We start from the raw sequence: 898 nt of genomic DNA, 5'->3' as shown, positions 1-898 counted from the left end.
TCAACTAAAGTAATATCGGCAGCAATGAGTTTGAGGTAAGCTTCCGCAGAAATCAATCCGGCGCGGCGCAAAATCAAATTATCGTAATAAGCGGTAAAACCTTCGGCAATCCATAAACTGGTGGTATAGTTTTCCTGCTGATAATTGAACGGGCCTAAAGCTTTGGGCCGCAACCGCTTCACGTTCCACAAATGGAAATATTCGTGCGAAACCAATCCCAAAAAATCCTGGTAAGTTTTTTCTGTTGCATAAGCCGTGCGCGTAACGCCGAGAACGGTGGAATTGCAATGTTCCAGTCCGCCGCCGCCTTGGTTAAAATTGTGGATGATAAAAACGTAACGCTGGTTTGGGTTTTCGCCAAAAACCAACGTTTCTTCTTCAATGATCTTTTTAAAATCGGTAATTAGTTTTTCTTCGTCGTACATGCCTCCGCCGTACATCGCCACTTCGTGCAAAACATGGGCCGCGGTAAATTTAAAAACGTGTTGGTTGCCAATTTCCAAAGGCGAATCGTACAACACATCAAAATTAGGGGCATAAAAACAGTATGGGTTTTGGCCGGATTTTTCCAAAGCCGTAGAAACTGTTTTCCAGTGGTTCCAGGAAATGATTTGGATTTCTGATGGTTCGTTCAGCATTCCTTCGGGATATAAAAAAATCCCTGTGGGGGAAAGGAAAGCGTGCGAAGCATCTGCAAAACTGGTGCGCACAGAAACTTCAAAAGCATAAACCCGGTAATAAATGGTAATTGCAGAATGGTTTTTGGTATCAACCAGCCAGGCATTTTTGCGGAGTTTTTGATGCCGAACCAGTTCTTCGCCGGCCATCGCTTTAAAACCTTCCACATTTTTTGAAAACTCACGGATGAGGTACGAGCCGGGTGCCCAAACCGGCATAA

At 44.3% G+C, this 898-nt stretch carries 1 pseudogene; it reads right to left on the bottom strand.

The features are described 5' to 3' along the window. A pseudogene (locus tag Q0192_RS06420) lies at positions 1–898 on the bottom strand (peptidase M61); the annotation flags it as partial.

Origin of the sequence: uncultured Mucilaginibacter sp., assembly GCF_937859865.1 — a bacterium.
Lineage (GTDB): Bacteria > Bacteroidota > Bacteroidia > Sphingobacteriales > Sphingobacteriaceae > Mucilaginibacter_A.
The sequence above is the reverse complement of the archived record's forward strand: the minus strand, read 5'-3'. Positions and strand labels throughout refer to the sequence as shown.